The organism is Hirschia baltica ATCC 49814 (assembly GCF_000023785.1).
GTDB lineage: Bacteria > Pseudomonadota > Alphaproteobacteria > Caulobacterales > Hyphomonadaceae > Hirschia > Hirschia baltica.
The window spans coordinates 2,515,741-2,535,078 of record NC_012982.1; the positions used below are offsets into that span (position 1 = coordinate 2,515,741).

The following is a 19,338-nucleotide window of genomic DNA, read 5'->3' on the forward strand; positions in this document are numbered from 1 at the left end:
GCCGTCTTTGCCTAGTCATCAAAAATAAAAAACATGCAATGATAAGATTGTAATTTTCTATAGCGCCAATCGCCAGAGCATGATCAAAGACAACCCAAAGACAAAACATATGTTTTGAAAACTGAGATAATAAACTGAACAATCAGGATATGCCGATGCTAAATCTCGATATGCTCACCAAGGGGATCCGCCCCTACATATTGATATCTTTATTGATGGCGACACTTTCAATGCCAGGCATGTTCTCAATGCCAGTTATGGACAGAGATGAAGCGCGATTTACGCAAGCTTCATCACAAATGTTGGAAACTGGCGACTATGTTGTTATTCGCTTCCACGATGGACTGAGAAACAAAAAGCCAGTTGGCATTCATTGGCTACAAGCGGCTAGCGTAGCAAGTTTATCAGATGTTGATGATCGCCAAATATGGGCGTTCAGAGTCCCATCATTCCTTGGCGCACTTTTAGCTGCCTGCGCCACCTTCTGGGCGGCATCGACACTATTTTCTCGTCGTTCAGCCTTGTTATCAAGCGTCTTGCTAGGCTCAACCCTCCTGCTATCTTCTGAAGCGCATATCGCAAAAACAGATGCAGCTATGGTGGGTTTCATATGTCTCGCTATGGCCTGCCTAGCCCAATTGCGAGCAAGAGAAGATGCAAAAATCAACGCTCTAAAAAGTGCAACAAAAACATATACAACTGGCAACAGAGTTCTTTCTGTCGTATTCTGGTTTGCGCTGGCTTGGGGCGTTTTGATTAAGGGCCCCGTTGCGCCAATGGTTGTCGGTTTGGCGATTGCAGGCCTTGCCTTGTGGGAAAATCGATATAACTGGCTAAAGCCACTTCTATTCTGGCCGGGACCGATCTTATTCATATGGATGTCTGTGCCTTGGTTTATCGCCGTTCAAATTGCAACAGATGGTGTTTTTCTTTTTGAAAGCGTCTCGGTAGACCTCGGCCCCAAACTGGTAAGCGGCGCAGAAGGACACAGCGCACCTCCCGGCACGCACCTTTCTCTATTACCCTTTATGATGTGGCCATCTATTCTATTTCTCATTCCTGGATTAGCGCTAGCAGTCTCTCAAGCTTTTAAAACAAAGCCAGCCAAGAAGAATAAACCAACGCCATTTTCCGGCTGGAAATTTGTGTTGGCATGGGCTGTTCCGACATGGATTGTGTTTGAGGCCATGCCGACGAAATTAGCACACTACCCCATGCCAACTTATCCAGCATTGGCAATTATGGCAGGTGTCGCGCTTGACTATATGCTTACAAATCAAAAAGAAGCTCCCCCTGCATGGAGCCGCTGGTTGTCGCTGGCTCTGTTTGGGCTAGGCTCAATTCTCGTGATTGCGATACTCTCGCCTTGGGGGCTTGAAGCTCTTCGTATAGAAGCAGCTGAAGACTTTGGACCCGATGCTCTACGCGTCCTCAATATTTGGAATAGTGATTGGCAAGCTGCTGGTGCGCCTGTCTGGCCTTTTGTCCTCACGATTCTAACAGTACTCGCAGCAAGCGTTTTCTTTATAATGCGGAAATTTGATGCTGCATTACTCGCAATAATCGCCTGCTCTATCGTGGCTGGCGTCAGTCTGCGTGCAGTCATTCTGCCCAATCAAACATGGGTGATTGCAACAGATGCTGCTATGGCAACGCTGGAAGATATTTGTGGCTTTCCTGAAAATACGGCAGCCCGCAAAAAAGCAACGCAATGCCAAGACATTTCGCCACCCAAAACTGTTCGCGCCATAACATATGCCGAACCAAGTTTTGTCTTTTCACTCAACGGAAAAATTCAACTTCTACACAAAGAAGATACAATTTTGCCAACCATTGAAGAAGAAGCGCGGCCAGTTTGGATTATCAATATTGGGAAACCAGATGGAAAAATTGCGCTAAAACAGCTAATCGCGAACGCCGCAGAAGCAGAACGTTGTGCAAAACTATCTCGAAAATTTGTGAAAAACTATTCTAACAATGATGCATCCGAGCTAATCGCCATCGCGATTGAGCCAAACAGCTGTAACGGCTCACCTTTGGGTGATTTAATTGAAGAAAAACTGGGTCTAGACATAACGCCTTAACACTAAGCGTTTGCGTTGGCGCGTGCCTCAATCACCACTTTGGCACGCCGAGACGTGAATTGCCGTTTGGCACGACCAAATGTTGAACGACCCACACTGCGCCCGATCAGCAATATTGCGAATAAGGGAATCAACAAACATGCGAGAATGCGCTCTGGGTAAGCTTTTGCAAATTTTCTAAAATAAAGCCCAAGGCCCCATGCTTTTTCCCAATCAACACGAAAGCTTGGCGCATCGCTTGTACTGCCATGATGCAGCGCTCCCGCCAGCGGTGTGTAGTAAACGCCGCCATTTTCAGTCTCTTGCGCACGTCGACAAATATCAATGTCTTCCACGTGTAGGAAATAGTCTTCATCAAATCCGCCCAGCTGATCAAATCCAGAGCGGGACAAATACATTAATGCACCAGATACAACAGGCATCTCGACTGGTCCCGTAGGCGGTGCTTCTTTAAACCTATTCACATCCGCGAAAATTGGATGTAATCGCTCGAATAATCCTAAGCCGGTATAGGTTACAAGTGCAGATGTAAGGCGCAGCATCCGGCGACGACCACCGCGTTGCTCTCTACCTTTAATGTCAAAAATACGGCCACCGACAATCCAAGGCTCAGGCCGGTCAATAGCTGCTTCTTCAAGGGCTGCGACAGATCCACGTCTCAAAATTGCATCTGGATTTAAAAACAACAAACGGTCGCCATGTGCGTATTTTGCTCCGAGATTAGAGCCACGCGCAAAACCGATATTTCCATGCCCAGATATGAGCTGTAGGCGGTTTCTATGTCTATCTGCTAGCCGATTCAAGAAACCTAAATCACGTGGTTTGTTGCCGTTGTTTACAACTATTATCTCATCAATTTGTGGATCAGTAAGAAGCGCTTCTAAACAATCGCGTAATTCAGGGCCTGTATTATAGGTTACAACGACAGCTGATACAGTTGGCAAATCTTCCAGAGATTGATTGACCAATTTCCATATCGAAGCTGTCTTCAAAGAATTTCTCATATCCCACCCATTACGCTACTTCATCACTCCACGCATTGTGAATTAATGATACAAATCCAATAACAACTACAATCAATGCCCACCACCAATCATTCCAGAGACTGAAAGAAAAATTACAAATGATCAGGCATGCAGCCCATAAACCACAAATCGCGGCAGCGGCCTTCGGTCCTAAATCCGCAGGAGCAGGTAACCTATTCCCCATTAATAAAACACTTAAAGCTGTTAACCATACACCAACATATCCTGTTTCAATCCAAATATGCAAAAACATATTGTGTGCATGTAGCGGAATAATCCTTTGTCCTTCCCAAATTCCGTCTTCAAAAACGGCATCATACGTCCGCAATGCGTCTAGGCCTTGTCCCCAAAATGGCTTTTCTGACATGTGCCGAAGCACTTCAGTCCAAATTTCAATGCGCCACAAATAAGATGCTTCAAGCGTTTCTTTTCGGTCTCCAAGCACCTCAATAAAACTGCTAAAGACAATTGGTGACAATACAATGAACCCCGCAGTGGCGCAGCCTAGTATGCGAAAGGTATATTTTCCAAAAATTCCCGGCAAGAACATAAAAGCCCACGCAAGAAGTATTGCAGAAGCTGCTGCACTAGCACTCAGTGACTGACAATAATATGCCGAAAATAGCGCAAACCCTGTTGATAAAAGTAAATCCCGCAATTTTGGGGTATTATCTACATGTCGAAATATTGCGATCAATAAGGTCGCACCAATCCCAAAGGCTGAAACATTCCGGCTCAAATTCAAAGTGGCGGAAGTTTGGTCTGTAATGAGTGGCTCAAAGAAATTATAAACGTCGGAGTAGAAGTAGTGGATAATAACCAAACTTATCGCTTGCAATAAGATAATGACCGAGAAAACCTCTACAACCAATTTAGATTTCGCTTTGGATACTTTCTGCGCGCCTGCGAGCGCAATTCCACCAAATAGCGTAATCAAAGCGACTCGAAGGACTGCAGATTTTACGTGAAAATCACCTTTACTAAAGTCAATTTCAACTAAGGGCGTTGTATATGGCGACCATATCGACGTGCAGGCGGCGTAGACCAATGCAACGATAAACACTCCCATATAAGGACGAAACTGAATGTTTTTTTGAAAAAATAATGCCGATATTCCAAGTATACCAACAAGGGGCACAAAGCCCAAGGCTCCAGCAAAAGCGATAGGTAACCAGATTATTGTCGCGAAAAACCAAGGAATGGCCGACATCTATTTCACTTTACTAATCAGTATGCCGAATCAAAAAAACTCGGATACACCCCCGAACACGCCAAACTAAAAACCTAAACTCATCATAAAGACAAGCTTAGGATTCAAGGCTATCTCAAATCAGGTGCTAATGCTTCAACAGAAAGCAGTTGGCAGGCTTCATCAAGAGATAAAATCTCGGGACGCGCATTACCAGCACCAAATCTTCTCAACGCCAATTTCTCTTCTTCTGCTTCATTCATCCCGATAACAGCGATAACTGGAACCTTCATGTGTGAGTGTTCACGTACTTTATAATTGATCTTTTCATGTCGCAGATCCAACTCTACGCGAATACCTTTTGCGCGAAGTCGAGCTGCCACTTTTTCAGCATACGCATCCGCTTTTGGTGTAATTGTGGCAATGGCAACTTGAGTGGGTGCCAACCACATAGGAAATGCACCTGCATAATTCTCAATTAGTATCCCCATAAAGCGCTCAAAAGTCCCAAACACAGCACGGTGCAGCATCACGGGGCGGTGCTTTTCGCCATCTTCACCGACATAGGTTGCATCCAAACGCTCTGGCAACACATAATCAAGCTGAAGTGTTCCGCACTGCCAAGTCCGCCCGATAGCGTCTGTTAAGTGGAACTCCAGTTTAGGGCCGTAAAACGCCCCTTCACCCTCAGCATAGTCAAACTCAAGGCCAGCTTCATTCAATGCAGTCGCAAGTGCGCCCTCGGCCTGATCCCAAGTTTCATCATTTCCAGCGCGCTGTTCAGGGCGCGTTGCAAGTTTATAACTGATCTGATCTAAGCCGAAATCACCATAAACGCGCTTGAACAGATTCAAAAAACGCAGTGTTTCATTTGCGACTTGGTCTTCACGGCAAAATATGTGCGCATCATCCTGTGTCATCTGACGTACACGCATAATGCCATGCAATGCACCGTGAGGTTCATTCCGGTGACAGCAACCAAACTCAGCCATTCGCAAAGGAAGATCACGATATGAACGTGTCCCCTGCTTAAAAATCTGAACATGTGCAGGACAGTTCATGGGCTTAAGCGCCATCAACTCTCCCTCGCCCGAAAGCACTGGGCCTTCCTCTTCGACAGAAGGTATTTCATCCGGCACGACAAACATGTTTTCACGGAATTTAGACCAGTGGCCGGATTGTTCCCAGAAAACAGAATTGAGAAGTTGAGGTGTTTTGACTTCAACATAACCATCATCATCCTGACGACGACGAATATATGCTTCCAACTGACGCCAGATCATAAAGCCATTTGGGTGCCAGAATACAGAACCTTGAGCTTCAGATTGAAGATGAAACAAATCCAACTGATTACCAAGCTTACGGTGGTCACGCTTCTCAGCTTCTTCAAGGCGCACAAGATAAGCTTTGAGGTCTTTTTCATTGCTCCATGCTGTTCCATACATACGCTGAAGCTGCGCATTATTGCTGTCACCACGCCAATAAGCACCGGCAAGCTTCATAAGCTTGAAGGCTTTAGGCAATTTACCAGTTGATGGTAGGTGTGGGCCTTTACATAGGTCAAACCAATCGCCCTGACGATAGACAGTAATTGTTTCATCAACAGGAAGATCAGAGATCAACTCAGCTTTATAGTCTTCACCAATGTCCTTGAACATTTTGATCGCTTCGTCACGATTCCAAACTTCACGAACAATTGGATAATCCGCATCAATAACGCGGTTCATCTCTTTTTCTATCTTTTCAAAGTCATCTGTTGAAAAAGCTTCTTTGCGCGCAAAATCATAATAGAAACCATCATCAATGACTGGACCGATAGTGACCTGTGTGCCCGGGAATAGCTTTTGAACAGCTTGTGCTAAAATGTGCGCTGCATCATGGCGTATAATCTCAAGACCTTGCGGATCATCCTTGGAGTGCAACGCAACTTGGCTGTCACCCTCAAGAGGACGTTCCATATCCCACAATTCACCGTTTACCGTTGCCACGATAGACCGCTTTGAGAGGGACTTGGAAATGCTCTCAGCTACATCACGCGGGGATGAACCGGCTGCAATTTCACGCATAGAACCGTCAGGCAAAGTAATCTTGATCATGGGTATTTCTTCAGGTGGCAAACAATTATAAACAGCGGCACTATCCACTGCGAATGCATTCCTAGAACAAATTCGCGCAGATTGAACCCCCGCAATGGTATTTTCTGTGGTTTTTCAATTTTTAGGTTAATCACCACTCTGGCGTAGCGCGATGCTCACGCCCTACCCGCCTTCATCAAACCGCTTAGCGCCCCATTGCCCATATAGCCAAGGCCTTAACCATGAGGCACCGCGCCTCAATTGCAATGGCATCTGGTCTTCACCTCTGGTTCCGCCTGGACTGCATCGACAAAACCGAGCTAACCCCATCCAGCTACCCGCCCAGATCCCATATCGACTGCATGCCTGCGCACAATATTCTGAGCAAGTGGGGTAATGTCGGCAATGAATGCCACACGCTTGAAACACCACTGAAAACGACGCCTTATAGGTTCGAAGCAGAATTCTCATTATCGGCGCATATTCTGATCGCGTTTCAGGTGCTTGTTTCATATATCAAACTTTTTCAACACAAGCTCTTCTCATTATTGACTCATCGTCCGGCTGCAACGAAAGTTCAGACAACCAAGGAAGGTTTCACAAATCATGCGCTATTTTGCAATCGCTCTAACAGCTTGTCTTGCCGCTGCTTGTGCAACAACAAAGACTGTATCAGAAGACACCGCAACTGAAACCACTATTGAAGATGTATCTTCTGAGACATTATCAGAACAAGATGCAAAACTATCAGATTACTATGCAACAGGATGGGCAGTAACTGGTGGATGGCCTGGAGAATATCCAGCTGGTTTTTCCATTTTGGAAGAAAATATCGTGCTTGAAGCGCATTCGCGCATGCACCCGCTAACACCCGCAAACGTCAAATGCCCTGTTCCTCAATACGCAACATATCAGCAATGGAACATACCCCGTAGCCAAGCTGATAATCTCAACTTCCAAGTTGCAACTAAAATTTTTAACATAACGATCACTCAAGACACGACGATCGAATACCCTGACAATGAATTGGCATATCGGCCAAAGAAGCTTTCACTAAAAACAGGAGACCAACTCTCTTATCTTCGTTACCTAGGAGAAGGTTTTGCCATCGTCGAGTTTGAAGGCAAGGAATATGAGATCGACGAGGCTGGATTACATGGTGTCTCAGACATTGATAATTCAGACAATCCCGATCGAAATGGTGAGGATTTGTGGTTGGAGCTTACATGTGCTGACGCCAAAGCGACACGTGCTTGGGTCCTCTATGATGAAGTCATCCGTCAAGATGGCGTGGGGCCAACACCCATTATCGGCTATGGCGAATCGCAAGACATCACACAAGACGATGTTCAAAGCATAATCGAAATGATGGCCATAAATGCTGAATTTGGCGGCCATTAGTCCCCTCTTGTAAGGTTGCAACGCAAACAATGCAAAATTTGGAATTAAATCAAATACGACCTTTACAAAAAGATACTTTACGCGCGACACCATCTTTCCTGCTCAAAGACGACAAAGACCATGCGTTACTTTTAAAATCACACATCTTTTTGAAGGCGAGAAAAACATCTCCTGAAACGTCAAATATTTCGTCATTCATATTTAAAATACAAAAACGCGCTGCACTAATCTTTAAAGGGCCGCTAAAAAAATACTCTTCCGGAAAGTTGCCAAATGCTTCATCAGAACACTCTCTCCGGTAGGATTAGAATGTCTATTAAAACCAGTATTTTATCAGTATCATTCGTTTTGTTTTCAGCACTGATATCAGCCTTAATGCTGTCTCATGCGGATGAAGAAACACAGACTGACTGGCCTGATAAAACGCTCGCATTTATGCGAACTGTTATTGATGAAAATGACGCTTCTTATTTCTCGCAAAAAGCAAAATTTGAAACAGAGCTGGTCAAAAAAGATATCAATACCCAAATGAGATATTGGAAGTCTCAAGCGTTCAACTCAGCAGCTTACGCGCCAACAGTCACCGAAGAATATGATCGCGCCAAAGCAATGATCCAAAAATTGAATAATTTGCAACCCAATTCGGATCACTCTGTTTTTATAAAAGCAATGGATGTTGTGAAAGAGACGATCGGCAACAGCGAAATAGACGAAGGTATTCTTCAAATTAACGCGCTTTTGAAAACCGAAGACCTAGACATTTCAGACAAGCTTAGAATTGAAATCGCCAAGGCGAATATCTACGATTACAATTTAAGCGCTGACAATTCAGCAAGTACACTCACAGAAGTCATTGCACAAAGCGAAATCGCCGACATCGATCCAGTGGTAAAAATTGATATCCTTAAAGCTAAAACGCTCATATTCCACTTCTCGCACGACCCTGAATCAATTCTGAAAGATGCCATTCAACAATATGAACTCGCGGGTAAGAGCGATCTGCTAGTTGAACGCTTTTCAGTGCTCAATATGGTCACGAGCCTTCTACTTTCTCATGGAGCTTATGAACAAGCTTTGGAAGCTGTCGATATATTACTACAAAACCTCGATCCGCCTCAATATATTTTCCAAGAATACTATAGCTATCAATTGTGTTCATACATCAATCTGTTTTCTGGGCGTAATGAAAGAAAAGCAGGCAATGACGAACTTGCAAAAAAACGTTTGGAAGCTGCTCTGAACTGCTCACTCAAAGCCGAACCGTTTCTTCCTGTACAAAGTGAAGTCGCGGTATTCGATTGGACGAATATCCTCATTGCAACGGCTTTTGATCTAGATAGACTAGATATCGTGCGAGACTATCTTCCGAAAATGAAGAACCTTCGAATCTCTAGCGATAATTTCAACAATAAGACAGAAGTTATCACGATTGAGGCTAAGCTATTTCGGGCAGAAGGTAAGTATGATGACGCCTTCGACAAAATGCGGGAAGCCTTGAACACTTTATACGCAGAAAAACAGGACCAAATTGCACGAAATGTTGAACGCCAGACGCGGCTTATTGAAAGCGAAAAAGAACGCATCACATTAGAAGCCGACCTATTGGAGCGGGCAAACAAATCACAAAAAGAATCAATTCATAGACTTTATTGGCTCTTGGGTTTGATATGCTTCTTTCTTATTGTGACAGCTATATTTGCTTTTTTTCTGCTAGCCACTCGCCGCGCTGCCATTGCGTCACGCGACAAAGCACGCAAGCTCAGTGAAGTGAAGTCACGGTTCTTAGCTAATATGAGCCATGAAGTGCGCACGCCTATGAGTGGCGTTTTAGGATTGACCAGCGCCTTAGAACAAACTCCGCTCACTAAAGAACAAAATGAACTTGTGGTTTTGATCGCGCAGTCTGGTGCTTATATGGTGAATATTCTCGATGATATTCTCGACTTTGCACAAATTGATAGGGACAATATCACGATTAGAATAGACGCTTTTTCACCCAATGAATTGCTGTCTTCTACATATGCTTTTTTCCAAAAAAACACGCATGAAGCTGGGCTAGAACTTATTCTTGACTCAAAATTTCAGAATGAGTTGGTCACACTTGGTGACGAAAAACGCATTCGCCAAATACTGTTTAATCTTATATCAAACGCAATAAAATTCACACCAAATGGCCAAATTACCCTTCGCGCTTGGTGCACCCAGTCAGATCAAGTCGACACCCAGTGCGAACTACATTTTGAAGTCAGCGATACCGGAATTGGTATGGATGAAAAACAGATGGAGAATATTTTTGATCCATTTGCACAAGTAGATATGACAAAAAGACGCCGATATGGCGGCTTAGGTCTTGGCCTATCTATATGCAAACAATTGCTAGATGCGATGGGCGGAGCAATTTCCGTTACCTCAATCCCCGGCTCCGGCACAAATTTTAGTTTTTATGTCCCAGTGGACGTTCCAACATCTCAGAAAAGTCAGCCGGCTGAAATTATTAGTCAAGAAATCAGCTCCGAAGAAAATCCTTTACGCGTCATGGTGGTGGAAGATCACCCGATGAATCGCCGTGTAATTAGTATTCTACTGTCCTCTTTAGGCATTCAACCCGTCATTTTTGAAGGCGGACGCCAAGCCATCAACGCATATGAAACAGAAACATTTGATACCATTCTTATAGACATTCAAATGCCTGATATTGATGGTATTCAAACTATGCACGCAATGCGGAAAATAGACGAAGGCCAAGGCAGAACCAGCCCGCGCTATATAGCGTTTACCGCGAATGCTATGGTGCACCAGATAGAGGAATACCGGGCAACTGGATTTGACGACATCCTAACCAAACCAATTGAAGCAAAAGACCTCGTAAAAATCCTAAACATCGAATAACTGCCCCGCTTAACCCCATCTCTTGCCACGACTCCTTCATCGTGGCACTTCCCTGCCTATGTCACGTAGTTTCGTTTATGCTCCAGCCAAAGATCCATCCATTGTCGTCATCTATGAAGATGAGGCATTTCTTGTGCTGGATAAACCATCGGGATTATTAAGCGTTCCGGGTAAACCACCAGAACATTCCGATTGCCTTGAAACACGAGCGCAAGCTGTGTACCCCGAAGCACGTACTGTTCATCGCCTCGATATGGCAACATCGGGTGTATGGGTCATGGCACGAGAACACGCCATGATGCGGCATTTAGGGCTTCAATTTGAACGCCGCCACACGTCCAAAACTTATATCGCACGCGTATGGGGTGACATTGAAGATGATGAAGGCTTCATTGACGAACCTATAATTTGCGACTGGCCCAACCGCCCGAAGCAGATGATTTGCTATGAAAAGGGAAAGCCATCTCAAACAAAATGGAAAGTCATTGAGCGCAAAGACGGCATAACACGGGTAGAACTCACACCAATAACCGGCAGAACTCACCAATTACGCCTGCACATGCAACACATTGGGCACCCAATTTTAGCTGATCGCATCTATGCACATGATGAAGCATTTGAAGCAGCAGACCGCCTTCAATTGCATGCGCATAGCATAACCATGCATCATCCGATTGGCGGCGAGAAAATTACATTTACAAGCCCAGTCCCTTTCTAGGAACTTTCATTCTAGAAAGGGATAGCAGCTAGGACACATCACTGACCTGAAACATAAAGGCCAATGTTTACAACAGTATCCACCCAGATTTCATCTTGATGCGCGACAAGGTAATCAAGCAATTCCTGATGTGCTTCTGCAGATACTTTCAAATGATCTGCGCCTACGCCATGAAATAACAAAGACCCTGCACCGCCTTTTGCAACGACGGATTTAACATAAGCAATCAACTGCTCGCCTGTCGCACCTTCCGGTCCATATGCTGGAATATTGTAGATATCACCTTCGACATAGGGAACATCATAAACACCACGCGCAGCAACAAATAGCGGCTTAATTGCATTGTAATAACTGCCATCAGATGTCACAGATTCACTGCATGGATACCCAAAACTTCTAACTTGTTTGCCATCCAGTTTGCTTAGCGTTTCATTGACACTTTCAATTTCTGCAATCATTTGAGCGATTGTGTATTTATCCAAGTCTTTTTTAGGATCTACCCACTCACGTCCAGGCAATGAAGCTTTACACGGATGATTGAAAGTATGATTTCCAAGTTCATGACCATTATCAGCTGCAGCAACCCACTCTTTCGTTCTGTGGTTCCAAGGATATCGATCAAGGGTGACGTAGAATGTTCCTTTAAGTCCAGCTGCATCCAAAGCTGGCAATGCCACATCTAAATGGCTGTCGACTGCATCATCATATGTCAGCGCGATGGCAGCTTTTGTACCATTGGGCCATACAGTTTTAGTCGTGTTGGGGTTGGATGCTTCTTGAACATCAATACTTGCACATCCAATTAGCAACATTGCAAACGAAATACAGGCCGTAAATTTAACTTGTTTCATGACTCGTCCTCCACTCCACACTATATTGTGTGGTTTATATAATTTGCTGCAAATTATGGACCACGTAACATTAGATCCACATAGACTAGCTGTTAGCCGATTGCTTTTCATTTGCTGCTTCCATGGCTGCAATCAGTGCTTCAAAAGCTAAAAGTGTGGAAGTGTGTCTCTGTGGATAGTCACGTACGCCTTCAAGGTGGCGCAATTCCCAAAAATCGCCTTCTGGTGGCGGTGCGCCCTCTTTCAGCATGGCTTTAAACGCATCTCGAATTGCCACAATATCCGCTAAATTCTTACCTTTTGCATGCGCAGATAATACCGAACATGAAGTCTGACCGAGGACACACGCCTCAGGCTCAAAACCAATGTCAGTAATTTTGCCTTCACTATCCAAATTCACGTCTGCCGTAATGACAGAACCACACACACGGGAAACCTTACGCGCACTTCCATCAGGATTTGCAAGACGCTCCGCATTCGGGATATTCGCCGCCAGCTCCAATACGCGATTATGATAAATTTCATCAAACATAGCTTTTAGGTCGTTATCCGTGATTAATTCTTCAAGAGGGTCTTTAGCCTAAGCCAATGAATTTTAGCAATCTATCAGCGACTTTCAGCATAAGCAGAACACTTCCAAGAAAAGCACCGCCAGCAATAAACAAAAAGACGCCATCACGCGCGGCCAAACCAATGCCTATCATCAAAATGGCTAGGCTGGGCAAAATCGGACCAAGCGGAATAAGGCCTAACGGGTATGTGATCAAAGCAGCAAGCACGCACCCTATGGCAACAATATTGATGAAAGGTGCTTCGGTTAAAAACGTAAATCGAGGCTTGGTGAATTTATCTGCCTTAATTGCCCACGGCATACCCACATCTAAAGCCGATATCAAAAATTTACGCGGGAATGTTGTGTTGAGCGCCTTCTTCGGCACCCATGGATAATGTCGTCCAAACACAATCTGGATAGCAATAATCCAAGTCACTGTCGCAACCAACCAGTTGGCACCCGGAATGATTGTCAATGGGGATAGTGCAATAAACCCCAGCAATAAAATAACCGGGCCATATGCTCGACGTCCGACGACATCAAGCAATTGGCGCACTGAAACATTATCGCCTTCAGTGCCGGCTTTTATTCTTTCCAACAATGCGGCGAAGGTCTGGCGTTGCTCGACCCCGTTCGTCATGATTCCAGAATTTGAGAGCATAAGCATCAGACTTTTAGAAAAAACAGCACTCTAGGGAATCTAAGAGTATCTGAATTTAAATAGAATGGCTGCAATTTTATTTTGCTTCAAGCCTATTGCTCTGTTTCAATTTTGTTTCTTTGCTTCAAACTGAGTTTGGATTTTATCAAAGAAGGGTCCTGCGCGGGCTGCAAAATCATCTTCCAATGGAATGTTGATATGTGTCCCGTTTTCAAATTCCAAATATGTGGTGTCATTGCCTTGATTTTCTAGTGCATCTGCGAGTGAACGAGATAGCCATGCTGGAAGCACTTTATCTTTGCTACCGGCTAGAACCAACACAGGAATATCCTTATCTTTCAATGGGGTAGCATTGTCCCCGTCTCGTGGTGTGGTTGATGGTTCCATTTTTATAAACGGGAAAATCCGCAAGAACCAAGGCTTCCATTCCTTAGCTGCTTCTTCTGCGCTGAGAGCTGAAGTTTCATAGACGAATCCATCCAATTTTTCTGAAAGCGCCGCCATTTCAGGACATATGAAACCACCAAGGGAATGCCCCCAGAAAATTAGCGGCCTGTCTCCGGCTAATTGGTTGGCAAGTGAGACAATATCCGACGAAATTGCCTTTACAGAATCTACGGATGGCGTGCCAGTGCTGTCACCATATCCCGGGTAATCGAACTCGAAAACGTCGCCCCAAGGCAATAGTTTTTTGGCATAATATACACCTAAATTCGGGCGATCACCAGCAGACCCATAACAGCTCAAAATAAGTGGTCGACTGTTATCGCTTTCAGATTTTGATGATTTTACAACAGAGTAAGCGATGCGATAGTCTGCAACCTCGACAAACCCGTGCTCGATATCAGCAGGTAAATGTCCTTCAACAAGTGGCGCTTCTAATTCTTTTGTCCACTGTGAGGTCAATAAATCCTCATCAACGAATTTCAGCTCTTCTTGAGTACTTGCCTTCTCTTTCCACTTGGGAGGATTGAAGATCTTATCATCGGACATTGATATAGTGCAGCCTGCGCCGCCCAATGCCCCAGCGAGTATTGTACCCAAGAGTTTTAATTTGAAATTCATTGCGCAAACACCTCACTGATTAAAGTCACTTATTGTTTACGCAATTGATTTGGTTTTAGATCATCAATTCTCAGAACGCTTTAGGTCTTTGATGTCTGACAGCAATGGATTTACGCGTTTATAAAAATCAAATTGATCCGTGATTGTTGAATGCTCGGCTTTTTTAAACTCAAGATAGGTTACGTCTACATCCCTGCGTTTAAGCGCTTTTTTCAATGATCTAGCTAACCCGACAGGCAGCATTTCATCTTTTTTTGCACCAAGAACAATCACCGGGCCTTTAAAATATGCAAGCGCTCTTGCATTGTCGTAATCTTTGAGACTGTCTTTGATATCGAGACCAACGAATGGCAAATACCATGGCTTCCAAGCTTCTGCCACTTCTTCAACATTGAGCGCAGTGGCTTCCAAAACGATTGCATCAGGCTCTTTTGCGACGCGTGCTATTTCTGAACACACAAAGCCTCCAAGGGAGTGTCCCCATAAAATAATTGGGCGATCACTACCGAGTTTATCTATATTTTCTGTGACGACAGTGTGCATCTTGTGCATACTTTCTGTGGACGCAGTGCCGGGTGAGTCGCCATACCCTGGGTAGTCAAATAATAATACGTCGCCCCACGCAAAATTCTTCTTGGTTGTTCGAACACCGCTATTTTTCCTATCGCCCGTGTTACCGAAACAATTGACAATGAGCGGACGTTTGACAGCACTATCTGCACTTGCAACTGAGCTGACCAATGTCCAAGCAAGACGATCTTCACCTTCTCCCCAAAACCCATGTTCCAAACTCGCAGGTAGATGCGCAGCAAAACCACGCGCATCAATAAGCTGTTCGGATGATGGCTGAGTAAGGCTGGATTCGTCTTCCAACTTCATCAGGGATAAGTCGGTCTTTTTTTCAGATATTTCTCTGGGTTTAAAAACAACCGATTCGTCAATTTCTTTGTCGAAGCAGCCAGATAAAAGCAACAAGGACATTGCCAAGCCAATTGTCACCAATGGCTTGGCGTTAAAGCTTTTGAAGGTCATACAGTATCCCCGAGAAAAATTAATTCACGGACAGGTTACTCTGACTCACCCTCTGCGCCAAGTAGAACCACCAGCATTATCCATAATCTCGATGCCCTCAGCTGCTAATTCATCGCGGATGCGATCAGCTTCAGCCCAGTCCTTATTGGCTCTGGCATCCAGACGCGCCTGAACTAATAAATCTATGCGCGCGGCATCATCGCCATCATCGCCTTTTTCCCATTCTTCGGGTGTGAGCTGCAATAGCCCCAGCATATCACCTGCAAAAATCAGATCAGCACGTGCTTGCGCCATTGCTTCCTGATCACCTGCATCAGCAGCACGGTTTGCCTCACCAGAAATTCGAGATAGCTCTGCCAATGCTTGGGGGGTGTTCAAATCATCGCAAAGTGCATGAATGACCGCAATATCTTCATATTCAATGTCGGCAAAATCCCAGACACGGCGCAGAGCACCATATGCACGATCAAGCGTTGCTTTACATTGATCTAACAAAGCCTGTGTCCAATCAAGCGGTTGACGATATTGCGCAGACAACAAAGCCATGCGCAGCACTTCGCCATGTGTTTCCTTGAGCATTTCATGTGGAATTTTCACATTACCAATGCTTTTGGACATTTTCTCAGATTCAATATCAAGAAATCCATTGTGCAACCAATAATGCGCCATTATTTCACCGTGCGCACATTCAGATTGAGCGATCTCATTTTCATGGTGTGGGAATTGAAGATCAATACCGCCGCCATGAATATCAATTGTTTTGCCAAGCACAGCTTCTATCATGGCTGAACATTCAATATGCCAGCCCGGACGCCCTCTTCCCCAAGGGCTATCCCAGATCGCATCTTCTGGTTCACCCGGCTTTGCAACTTTCCAGAGTGCGAAATCAGCAGGGTCGCGTTTTTCAGATTCAACATCCACACGCGCACCCGCAAGCATGTCATCAAGATTGCGACCGGACAGCTTGCCGTAATCTTCCATAGACTTCACATGGAACCACAATCCAGATTCTGTGCGATACGCATATTTCTTGCGCTCGAGCTTTTTCATCATCTCAATCATTTGAGGGATGTGCGCGACTGCTGTTGGGCGAAAATCCGGCTCAAGAATATTGAGAGCCGCTGAGTCTTCTAAATATGCTTTTGTGAATTTCTCGGTGATTGCAGAAATGGGTTCGCCGCTATCATTGGATGCTTTGATAATCTTATCATCAACATCCGTTAGATTGCTGGCATACAATACGGCTTCATCACCATATTTAGACCGCAATAAACGATAGAGAATATCAAACACGACGGGCGGTCTGAAATTTCCAATATGCGCATAGGAATAAACTGTTGGACCACATACATACATTGTCACCCGCTCTTCATCTTGAGGTATAAACACCTCTTTTTTGCGCGTCAGTGAGTTTGTAAGTTTAATGTCCACGAGTTCTATTTCCTATTGAATTAAGATAACGGCCCTCTTATCGAGTGCATTTAATTGCACCTTCTAGCGCATTAAGAGCGGACCACAACCTAAATAAGATCTATGTTGGCCTTCAATACCCCATAAAAAGCCTATTCCTCTATTCTATTTTATCACCTCGTTTGTCATTGCCTTCCCAGCAATGCAGGAAAGTAATTGCGAAATACTGATCTGAGGCTCTCATTCGATCGTATTTAAAGACATTACATCTCAGATTTCAGGCAAATCGCGTGCGAACAAAATTGACAATCCTGTCTCGCGCACTATCTCTATGCCTCACCCTGAGGGGATCAAATTCGGGCGGGCGTTAAGTCCGGGCTTTGGAATGCAATATTTATTGCGACCAATTGAGCCCCGGCTCGACCCTCGTCCCTCAGACATGAAAGGTCCATTCAAATGGACGCTATAGTTAAAGATGGTGCCGTGACGCGCGATAATAATGATAAGCGCCCTACGCGCGAAGAAGCTGAAAAAGCTGTAAAAACGCTCCTTGCATGGGCTGGTGATGATCCAGAACGTGAAGGTCTTTTAGATACGCCAAAACGCGTGGTAAAAGCCTATGAAGAATGGTTCTCAGGCTATCGTGACGACCCTGTAAAATATCTATCAAGGACATTTGAAGACGTGCAAGGCTATGACGACATTGTAATGCTTCGCGACATTGATGTCGAAAGCCACTGCGAACACCACATGGCCCCTTTTATGGGTAAAGCTTATGTCGCCTATATGCCAACAGATTCAGTCGTGGGCATATCCAAACTAGCTCGTGTTGTTGAGATATACGCAAAACGCCTGCAAACACAGGAAACAATGACGTCGCAAATTTGTGAAGCCATTGAAGAAAGCCTGAAACCTGCTGGTGTGGCCGTGATGATTGATGCTGTTCACCAATGCATGACAACACGCGGTGTTCACCACCCGAATGTCTCTACGATTACAACTCAGTTTACGGGTGTATTCAAAACAGACAAAGACCTACGTGACCGCTTTCTACGTTTGAGCGAACGCTAAATCGCATTAAAAAATTCAATTTGAAAAAGCCCAGGAAACGCTTGGGCTTTTTTATTACTCGCTCCACACAAAAACGTCTGTGAGACTTTGTTCCAATGTCTGCGCAATTCTAAATGCTGCCTCAAGTGAAGGAGAGTATTTCCCCTTTTCAATCGCGACAATTGTCTGGCGCGTCATGCCGATTGCATCCGCCAATTCTTGCTGTGTCAGCTTTTTGGCTTTGCGCAATTCTTGAATATGATTGCTAAATGGGAGTTCTTTGCTCATGCAAACATCCCCTAAAGCCAATATCTGTATTTAGCGATTTGCATACCATAGCGCACCAATTCACCGGCAAACACAGCAAGCAAGACCCAATTTGCAACTTGAAACCCAGTCGCCCCTTTAAAAGCGCTTGCCGCCGCAAGTAATGCTCCCGCCATGGCGATATTGCCGCCCAAGGCACCAGATTTTGCAATGATTTGGCTATCACGTTCATCACAATCGGCTTCAGCATCTTTAGGCGAGAGCACAGCTGCAACAATGTGCCCTGCGACCATTATGACAACCAACGAAATCATCAACCAGAATTGGCTATACGCTAATCCAGCGCGCGTTGCCGTGTCTGGAAGCTGAAACCCGTTCTGGACAAAATAGGTCCCATACACGCCCAATAATCCAATAAAACAGACCCATGCGCTTTTTTCTCTAAATGACATTCCTTATCTCCACAAATGTAAAATATTATGGACATAAAATGTCATATATTTTTTACATGTCAAACATTATTTACAAAAAATGTCGTATATTTTTGACAAATCAGTTCATTTGACACCTTAGTCACATGCCAAAAATTAAGTGATCAATGTCTAAAAACCGCTGGCAAACAAGGAAAAATACGCTTAAGTTTGCGCTATGTCCCAAGCTAATAAAACACCTATATTTCCGCCGCCGCTTTCTGGATCTGAGCAAGACGAAACAACAAGCTTTCGTCCTCGGTTCAATAGTGATGGACTTGTTGCTGCTATCGCGCAGGATGTATCTTCCAATGAAGTGTTGATGCTTGCATGGATGAATGAAGACGCGCTGAAGCTGACAATTGAAACAGGACGCGCTGTCTACTGGTCCCGCTCTCGCAATCAATTATGGCGCAAGGGCGACACATCCGGTGCTTATCAATATGTCGAATCGATCCACACGGATTGTGATCAGGATGCGATTTTGCTAAAAGTGCGCCAGACTGATGGTGCCTGCCACACTGGACGCGTATCTTGTTTTTATCGCCAAATCACTGACTTATCGACACTTAATCCAACAGAAGACAAACCAGCATAA

18 protein-coding genes are annotated in these 19,338 nt (G+C 44.7%); 6 read left to right on the forward strand and 12 right to left on the reverse strand.

The genetic code is table 11. The annotated features are described in order from the left end of the window. The first annotated feature begins 155 nt into the window (after positions 1–155). Positions 156–2,084 carry an ArnT family glycosyltransferase gene (locus HBAL_RS16395; protein WP_015828194.1) on the forward strand — a complete coding sequence of 643 codons (1,929 nt, stop codon included), beginning with the start codon at positions 156–158 and terminating at the stop codon, positions 2,082–2,084. Between the two features lie 2 nt (positions 2,085–2,086). Here the strand turns inward: HBAL_RS16395 and HBAL_RS11920 are convergent, their stop codons facing one another. The 4 genes from HBAL_RS11920 to yidD all read right to left on the reverse strand — a co-directional run bounded on the left by HBAL_RS11920 (position 2,087) and on the right by yidD (position 6,886). Then, a complete protein-coding gene (locus HBAL_RS11920) occupies positions 2,087–3,088 on the reverse strand; it encodes a glycosyltransferase family 2 protein (RefSeq protein WP_015828195.1) in 1,002 nt (333 codons plus the stop codon). 10 nt (positions 3,089–3,098) lie between these two features. Next, on the reverse strand, positions 3,099–4,319 hold the full coding sequence (locus HBAL_RS11925; protein WP_015828196.1) for an O-antigen ligase family protein: 1,221 nt from the start codon (positions 4,317–4,319) through the stop codon (positions 3,099–3,101). A 110-nt stretch (positions 4,320–4,429) separates the two neighbouring features. After that, a complete protein-coding gene (thrS, locus tag HBAL_RS11930; RefSeq protein WP_015828197.1) occupies positions 4,430–6,394 on the reverse strand; it encodes a threonine--tRNA ligase in 1,965 nt (654 codons plus the stop codon). Between the two features lie 162 nt (positions 6,395–6,556). Beyond that, a complete protein-coding gene (gene yidD / locus HBAL_RS16620) occupies positions 6,557–6,886 on the reverse strand; it encodes a membrane protein insertion efficiency factor YidD (RefSeq protein ID WP_015828198.1) in 330 nt (109 codons plus the stop codon). Positions 6,887–6,979: 93 nt separating this feature from the next. Here yidD and HBAL_RS11935 point away from each other — a divergent pair, with 93 nt between their 5' ends. The 3 genes from HBAL_RS11935 (at position 6,980) to HBAL_RS11950 (ending at position 11,381) form a co-directional block, all read left to right on the forward strand. Then, a complete protein-coding gene (locus tag HBAL_RS11935) occupies positions 6,980–7,774 on the forward strand; it encodes a hypothetical protein (RefSeq protein ID WP_015828199.1) in 795 nt (264 codons plus the stop codon). 309 nt (positions 7,775–8,083) lie between these two features. Further along, a complete protein-coding gene (locus tag HBAL_RS11945; protein ID WP_015828201.1) occupies positions 8,084–10,663 on the forward strand; it encodes a hybrid sensor histidine kinase/response regulator in 2,580 nt (859 codons plus the stop codon). Between the two features lie 58 nt (positions 10,664–10,721). After that, a complete protein-coding gene (locus HBAL_RS11950; protein WP_015828202.1) occupies positions 10,722–11,381 on the forward strand; it encodes a pseudouridine synthase in 660 nt (219 codons plus the stop codon). Between the two features lie 38 nt (positions 11,382–11,419). On the opposite strand, the gene HBAL_RS11955 is transcribed toward HBAL_RS11950, so the two are convergent. From HBAL_RS11955 to cysS, 6 genes are all read right to left on the reverse strand, one after another. Further along, a complete protein-coding gene (locus HBAL_RS11955; RefSeq protein ID WP_015828203.1) occupies positions 11,420–12,232 on the reverse strand; it encodes a polysaccharide deacetylase family protein in 813 nt (270 codons plus the stop codon). Positions 12,233–12,317: 85 nt separating this feature from the next. After that, on the reverse strand, positions 12,318–12,764 hold the full coding sequence (locus tag HBAL_RS11960) for an iron-sulfur cluster assembly scaffold protein (protein WP_015828204.1): 447 nt from the start codon (positions 12,762–12,764) through the stop codon (positions 12,318–12,320). A 43-nt stretch (positions 12,765–12,807) separates the two neighbouring features. Next, on the reverse strand, positions 12,808–13,425 hold the full coding sequence (locus HBAL_RS11965; protein WP_041302289.1) for an exopolysaccharide biosynthesis protein: 618 nt from the start codon (positions 13,423–13,425) through the stop codon (positions 12,808–12,810). A gap of 126 nt (positions 13,426–13,551) precedes the next feature. Then, entirely contained in the window at positions 13,552–14,511 is a 960-nt protein-coding gene (locus HBAL_RS11970) for an alpha/beta fold hydrolase (protein WP_015828206.1), read from the reverse strand. A 63-nt stretch (positions 14,512–14,574) separates the two neighbouring features. Next, complete coding sequence (locus HBAL_RS11975; protein WP_015828207.1) at positions 14,575–15,543, reverse strand: alpha/beta hydrolase family protein; 969 nt, start codon at positions 15,541–15,543, stop codon at positions 14,575–14,577. Positions 15,544–15,588: 45 nt separating this feature from the next. After that, on the reverse strand, positions 15,589–16,974 hold the full coding sequence (gene cysS / locus HBAL_RS11980; RefSeq protein ID WP_015828208.1) for a cysteine--tRNA ligase: 1,386 nt from the start codon (positions 16,972–16,974) through the stop codon (positions 15,589–15,591). Between the two features lie 435 nt (positions 16,975–17,409). Between cysS and folE the strand changes: the two genes are divergently transcribed. Continuing rightward, the gene (folE, locus tag HBAL_RS11985) at positions 17,410–18,024 is read left to right on the forward strand and encodes a GTP cyclohydrolase I FolE (protein ID WP_015828209.1); all 615 of its coding nucleotides are present in this window, start codon (positions 17,410–17,412) and stop codon (positions 18,022–18,024) included. A gap of 54 nt (positions 18,025–18,078) precedes the next feature. Here the strand turns inward: folE and HBAL_RS11990 are convergent, their stop codons facing one another. Together HBAL_RS11990 and HBAL_RS11995 are read right to left on the reverse strand one after the other, a co-directional pair. Next, the gene (locus tag HBAL_RS11990) at positions 18,079–18,291 is read right to left on the reverse strand and encodes a helix-turn-helix transcriptional regulator (protein ID WP_015828210.1); all 213 of its coding nucleotides are present in this window, start codon (positions 18,289–18,291) and stop codon (positions 18,079–18,081) included. 11 nt (positions 18,292–18,302) lie between these two features. Further along, positions 18,303–18,722 (reverse strand): hypothetical protein, encoded by a 420-nt coding sequence (locus HBAL_RS11995; protein WP_015828211.1) that lies wholly within the window; start codon positions 18,720–18,722, stop codon positions 18,303–18,305. A gap of 196 nt (positions 18,723–18,918) precedes the next feature. Here HBAL_RS11995 and hisI point away from each other — a divergent pair, with 196 nt between their 5' ends. Beyond that, entirely contained in the window at positions 18,919–19,338 is a 420-nt protein-coding gene (gene hisI, locus HBAL_RS12000; RefSeq protein ID WP_015828212.1) for a phosphoribosyl-AMP cyclohydrolase, read from the forward strand.